Annotated in this window: 6 protein-coding genes; 5 read left to right on the top strand and 1 reads right to left on the bottom strand. The window is 41.5% G+C overall.

Features of this window, described 5'->3' with window-relative positions; all coding sequences use genetic code 11:
- Nucleotides 1-730: Npun_R2479 family HD domain-containing metalloprotein (locus H6S82_RS13605; RefSeq protein ID WP_191056313.1), on the bottom strand; the 730-nt coding region annotated here is incomplete at its 3' end.
- 400 nt (nt 731-1,130) lie between these two features.
- Here H6S82_RS13605 and H6S82_RS13600 point away from each other — a divergent pair.
- The 5 genes from H6S82_RS13600 to H6S82_RS13580 all read left to right on the top strand — a co-directional run.
- Entirely contained in the window at nt 1,131-3,071 is a 1,941-nt protein-coding gene (locus H6S82_RS13600) for an AAA-like domain-containing protein (protein ID WP_190467295.1), read from the top strand.
- 21 nt (nt 3,072-3,092) lie between these two features.
- On the top strand, nt 3,093-3,494 hold the full coding sequence (locus H6S82_RS13595) for a RusA family crossover junction endodeoxyribonuclease (protein ID WP_190467297.1): 402 nt from the start codon (nt 3,093-3,095) through the stop codon (nt 3,492-3,494).
- Between the two features lie 2 nt (nt 3,495-3,496).
- Nucleotides 3,497-4,102 carry a hypothetical protein gene (locus H6S82_RS13590; RefSeq protein WP_190467299.1) on the top strand — a complete coding sequence of 202 codons (606 nt, stop codon included), beginning with the start codon at nt 3,497-3,499 and terminating at the stop codon, nt 4,100-4,102.
- A 42-nt stretch (nt 4,103-4,144) separates the two neighbouring features.
- Nucleotides 4,145-5,203, top strand: coding sequence for a pentapeptide repeat-containing protein (locus H6S82_RS13585; protein WP_190467301.1), 1,059 nt, complete (start codon nt 4,145-4,147; stop codon nt 5,201-5,203).
- A gap of 81 nt (nt 5,204-5,284) precedes the next feature.
- On the top strand, nt 5,285-6,596 hold a 1,312-nt coding region (locus H6S82_RS13580), incomplete at its 3' end, for an AAA-like domain-containing protein (protein ID WP_242056937.1).

Here is a 6,596-nt window from a genome sequence, read left to right as displayed (position 1 = left end):
GATACACAACTTTCCAGAAAAACTTTGGATAGCCAGCACGCAATTCTCCGAAATGACGATAGCCCAAACTTTTATTAGCTCCTGTTTCTTCAAATTCGTAAAACAGTGCCGGCATTTTTTCCAAGTAGTGCGGATCGCTCAATTGGCCGATTAAATCGGCAGCGCGAACTAAACCGGGATAGTTAACTGTATCTTGATAATATTCATCATGAGGCACCGGGAAACGGGTCATTTCAATGTTTTGTTTTATTATTTCGATATCAATCAGATAATGATCGGAAAAACGATCTTCAAAGAAAGTTTTTCCTCTATCTACATGGTAGCTAGTGAGGCTGGCATCAGTGGAACCTGCTGGCAGAAAAATCATCTCGCCATTTATTCCCTTGTCATAGAATCTTTCCTTTGGTCTGTCTTGCAGGCAGACTCCCTTGACATAGCCAATGTCATGAAATAACAACGAAATGATGACGTGCAACCAGTCTTCACAAGACACGCTACCATAGCGAATATGCTTGCCCCGCAAAATTTCCTGTCCCGTAAAGGTCGCCAGAATGGTGTGTTCGACGTTGTGATAAAGAGCGTTACTATTAGCAATATTTTCCAAAGCCATGCTGGCAAACCAACCAATCAGGTCAGCATATTCTGGTTTGAGGTTGCCGTAAGTGCGGCGGTAACCTGCTTGCAGGCGTTCAACGCAGGTATTGATTATGCTTTCTGTGAGACTGAACATCGCTATTTCTCTGATACAATCTAAGTTCAGCAAATGTATTCAACTAAGGGAGTCAAATTTTACAGGCTCTGGTTTTATGCGAAGACTCTTTTTATCGTAAATAACCAGGTGAAACAGGATTTTATTGTGGATTTATTAAAATCGCTTGTAGCCTCATTGTTTATGTACCATGTCCAAATTGATAACAACTATCATTAGTTTGCCACTATTTTCCGGATAGAGTAACCAAAAAAACTCATAAATTTAGCTTGATTTGGCAACTTGGCACGGCTTTCTAAAAGAAATTGTTCGCATGAAAATTTTATTAGCTCATGAAACCTCATGAAACCTCATAAAAACCAGGCTTCTTTGATAGAGTTATGCTTTGTATAGAATCATAAAAGTTGGTGAAAAAATAAATATGGATGTTAAGAAAGCGTTAGAGTTTGTTGATGACTTAATTTATACCAAAACTGGCAAACACCTAAACGATCTGGAAAGGCAAGTTTTTATTGGGTCTTGGCAAGGACAGACCTACGAGGAGATATACCCTTTTAATCCGGAATATGTAGAGAAATATGTTGGCTACAAGTTATGGCAGAAACTTTCTAGTGTTTTGGGAGAAAAAGTTAGCAAAAAAAAGTTTAGAGGTGCCTTAGAAAGAGCGATCGAGCGCGTCAGCGCCACCAAGAACACTGACCCGCCACATGAAGACAAGAAAAGAACAAGGGAGGATGAAAGCAAGGAAGTTAAAATTAAGAGAGTTTTTATCAGTTACCGCAGCCAGGAGCCAGACTTTAATCTAGCAGGACAACTTTATGAAGCTATTTCTGCGGCTGGACATAAAGCGTTTATGGCTAATATGGCAGGATTTTCTCCCCAGGATCGAAATCCCGACACAGACTGGCTTTCTCAAATCGATTTAGAATTGCAGCAGTGCGATTATTTTTTGCTGCTGTTATCTCCACAAGCTGCGGTTAGCGAAATGGTAATTGAGGAGTTGCGACGTGTTAAAGAGTTGCGCGATTCTCGTCGAGAGAGTAAGCCGATTGCATTACAGTTGAGGATCGATTGTCCGCCAAACTTACAGCTAAATCACGATTTACGCACTTACCTGCACGGAACTCGACAACGGGAATGGGTTTCACCAAATGACACTCCAATTATTATACAAGAAATTCTCAACTTATTGGCAAATAATGAAGACTGGGGAATTGCAAGTACAGAAGAATCAGAAATAGATATTGTAGAGACAATTAATGAAACATCTGTACAATCCCAAATCCCAAATCCCAAATCCCAAATCCCTTCGCCTCTGCCAGTTGCAGAACCTGAATTACCCAGCGGTCAAGTTCGTTTGGATTCTGCATTTTATGTAGAGCGATTTCCCTATGAAGCTCAATGTTATAAGGCGATTTTACAGCCAGGAGCGTTAATTAGAATTAAAGCTCCCAGACAAATGGGGAAAACATCGCTGATGGCGAGAATTCTTTCTCAAGCAAAGGAACATGGATATCGCACAGTCCCGCTGAGCTTTCAGCACGCAGATACAAATGTTTTTAATAATTTGAATGAACTGTTGCGGTGGTTTTGTGTTAAAATTTCGCGCAAGTTGCGGTTGCATCGCCAAATAGATGATTATTGGACTGATACTTATGGGAGCAAAGATAATTGTACTGTTTTCTTTGAAGATTGTATTTTACCGGAGATAGATAGCCCTTTATTATTGGGTTTGGATGAAGTCGATCGCGTTTTTCAATATCCCCATATTGCTGATGATTTTTTTGGGTTGCTGCGTGCGTGGTACGAAGAAGCTGGCTATAGCGATAGCGACAGCGCTCTCTGGGAAAAATTGCGCTTAGTGGTTGTACATTCAACCGAAGTTTACATTCCGCTGAATGTCAATCAATCGCCGTTTAATGTGGGTTTGCCAATTGAACTATCCGAGTTTAACCAACAGCAAGTGAAAGACTTAGCGATGCGACACGGATTGAATTGGCAAGCAAATCACATCGAACGATTGATGAGTATTGTGGGAGGACATCCTTATTTAGTCAGATTAGCATTATATCATATTGCACAGCAGCAATTAACGCTAGATGAATTAATAGAAAGTGCGCCTACTGAGGCAGGAATTTACGGCGATCATCTGCGGCGACATTTGTGGAATTTGCAAGAACATCCAGACTTGGCATCTGCATTTAGCAAGGTGGTAACAAGCAGCATATCTGTCGATTTGGAGTCGGTTTTGGCGTTTAAATTGCACAGTTTGGGGTTAGTGCAATTGCACGGAAATGAGGTGAAGCCTCGGTTTGAGTTGTATAGGCAATATTTTGGCGATCGACTTTCTATTAAAGGTTAAAAATAAGGAGTATCAAAAATCTTGCTTCCATTTGAATTCATTGTCACTGGTTCACCAGTTTCTCTGCAAACAAACAATCGGACTCTGTTGCAAAATTGGAAAGCAAAAGTCCGTCAAGCTGCGCTCGATCGCTTACCAGTCGGAGCATCACCAATTATTACTCCAGTTCGGGTTATTATCGCTCACTACTATAAGCGTCAACCACCCGATATAGATAACATCATAAAACCAATTATAGATGGTTTGAATTTAGTAGTTTATGCTGATGACAAACAAGTGACAGATCTCATAGTAAAACGACGTAACTTAAAAAGTTTGGTTAATGTTCAGACAATCCCCGCGATTATCGCTCAAGCCTTTGCCAATGACGAACCTTTTGTGTATGTTAAAATTGATGTAGCATCCGAACCATTTGAGTTATAAAAATGAATAAACAGTTAGAAACTTTGGCAGTCAAGACAATTGCAGAAATTAGTGATAACTATAGGCAACAGGGTTATCAAGTATTGATAAAATCCCGTGGAATAAACTTGGATGAATTTCTCTATAACGAAAATATAGATTTCATTGTTCATGCCGAACAAGGAGCGGTTATTGTGGCATTGAAACCTTGTTTAAACGGCTCAAATAATCAAAGATATCGAGAGCAAATAGCGCACTTGTATGATTATCCAGTGCGAGATTCATACGATATAAAGTTTTATCTGGCGAGAGCATTAGAAATTATAGAAATGGGCGGTTTTGATTCGGCTATTTGTTCTGGTGTGTTCATCGCTGAAGCAGTAATGCGAATGGTTGCCGAACAACATTCTATTGATTTTGAGATTCAAGAACCAACAACTCTGGCTCAAACATTCTTTGCTTATGGTTTAATTTCACAGGAAGACTATGAGGTATTGGTTAAAGCGATCGAACTGCGCGATCGCATGATGTACAAGCGCGAGCAAATGACTGTCGATCGCAACTTTGCCTCGCAAACCGTGGAAGTGGTGCAGCGCCTTTTCAAACAAGCTGGTGAAGAGGGGATTTAGGGCGATCGCTTATGCAAATTTTAGATATCGGGAGTAGATAACATGGACGCTGATGAACTACGCAGACGCTACAAAGCAGGCGAAAGAGATTTCTCAGGTGTCGATTTGAGTCGTGTCAAATTGTACGGTATAGATTTGAGCGATGCTAATCTAACTCATGCTAACCTAAGTCGTGCTAACCTACGTAAAGCCAACTTAAGTGAGGCTAACTTGCAAGGTGCTAATCTACATCAGGCCGATCTGAGTTATACCTATCTAAGAGATACAAACCTGAGTGATGCCGATCTTAGTAATGCGAATTTGTATGGTGCTGAACTGAGTGGCGTTGAACTGAATAATACAAATCTAAGTGGAGCGAATCTACAGGGTGTTAGCGAGATTAATGATGGTATTAATGTCAACCTTAGTGGAGCCGATCTCAGGAAGGCTACCCTAGCGGAAGGTTCCCTGATAAACTCCAACTTGAGTGGTGCTAATTTGAGGTATATATGTTTAAACGTTAATTATCACTTTGAATTTAAAAATGTCAATCTAAGTGGTGCTAATCTACAATATGCCGATCTGAGGCGTATGAACTTAAGTGATGCTGACCTCACCAATGCCGATTTGAGTTATGCAAACCTAATAGGTGCCGTTTTGAGCGGTGCGAATTTAAATGGTGCCAACTTTAAAAATGCTATCTACACAGACCCTGATTTGCCTGCCGAAATTAAACTTAGGGGAGCTTACTTCATCGCTCCTGGTGTTAATTTGAGCGGTGCTGACCTAACTAATGCGACTTTGGATTATATCGATTTAAGTGGTGCAGATTTAAGTTATGCAAATCTTAGCGGTGCCGAGATCCAATACTCCAACCTCTACAATGCTAACCTGAGCGGTGCTAACTTAAACAGTGCCAAATTGCGTAATGTCAAACTTGGGAATGCTAACCTCAGTGGTGCTATCTTGAAGGGTACTCGGTTGAAGGATGCTAATTTAGAGGGAGCTAACCTAAGTAATGCCAATCTTGAGCAAGCGGATCTGGAAAATGCCAAACTGGAAAGTGCTATCTTTTGCAATACCATTATGCCTGATGGCAGCATTAGAAGTGATAACTGTTAGTTAACATAAATAAGGATAAGAGAATATTTATCCAGCAAAAGTCAAAGATGATGCGATCGCCTTCCATAGGTTAGGTTGGAAATGAAAGCGGTGTTTTCTACAAGATCGGAAAACCTAATGATAGAAGAGGAAAACTCAGCCTACACCTACAAAGTCGGCGGACATCTCCCCCTGGATGCGCCGACTTATGTGGTGCGACAAGCCGATCGCGACCTTTACGAAGGCTTGAAGGCGGGAGAGTTTTGTTACGTCCTCAATTCCCGCCAGATGGGGAAAACCAGCTTGCGGGTGCGAACGATGCACAAGTTGCAAGCGGAAGGTTTCGCCTGTGCGGCGATCGACCTCAACAAAATTGGCAGTCAGGATATCGCGCCGCAACAGTGGTATGCGGGGTTGATGAGACGGCTGGTAAACAGTTTTCAACTCCAGATCAATCTGAAGTCTTGGTTGCGCGATCGCGAGTTTCTCCCACCCGTGCAGTGTTTGAGCGAACTGATCGAAGAAGTTTTGCTGGAGTCTGTCAGTGAAAAAATTGTGATTTTTATCGACGAAATCGATAGCATTCTCGCTTTACCTTTCGGGACAGACGATTTTTTTGCTTTTATCCGCGCCTGCAACGAGTACGATCGCCTCACGTTTGCGCTGCTGGGAGTGGCAACTCCTTCTGACTTAATTCAAGATAAAAGTTGCACACCTTTTAATATCGGTCGCGCCATCGAATTGCACGGTTTTAAATTAGAGGAAGCGCAACCGCTTGTACAAGGTTTGGCAGAAAAAGTACACAATCCTCAAGCTGTCATAGAAGCAATTTTGAACTGGACGGGAGGACAACCGTTTCTCACTCAAAAACTTTGCAAAATTATCCTAGACAATGCCGAATTAATCCAAAATCCAAAATCCAAAATCCAAAATCCTCCACAGTGGGTCGAAAAGTTAGTTCAAACACAGATTATTGAAAATTGGGAAGCTCAAGACGAACCAGCACATATTAAAACTATACGCGATCGCCTGCTCAGAAGCGGACAGCGCCTAAAATTGCTGCTCAAAGTTTATGAGGAAGTTTTGCGACGCGGTGAGATTTCATCTCATGACAGTTGCGAACAGATGGAATTGCGACTTTCCGGCTTAGTTGTCAAGCGTGCCGGAAAATTAAGCATTTCTAACCGCATTTATGCCTCTGTCTTTAATTGGACTTGGCTTCACAGAACCTTGGCAACTCTGCAACCGGATTTCAAACAAATTGTTGCCGAACAGGAACAAAAACTCCTTTCTATGTTAGAAACGAAGGAAGGCAGAGATTTTGATGATGTTCTTTATGAAATATTGGGTTCGATTACCCTGAAATTGGGGGAATTGCTGAGTGTCGATCGCGTTACCATCTTCTTCATAGATA

Source organism: Planktothrix sp. FACHB-1355 (genome assembly GCF_014748295.1).
GTDB lineage: Bacteria > Cyanobacteriota > Cyanobacteriia > Cyanobacteriales > Aerosakkonemataceae > Aerosakkonema > Aerosakkonema funiforme_A.
This window is presented reverse-complemented; position numbering and strand designations above follow the sequence as displayed.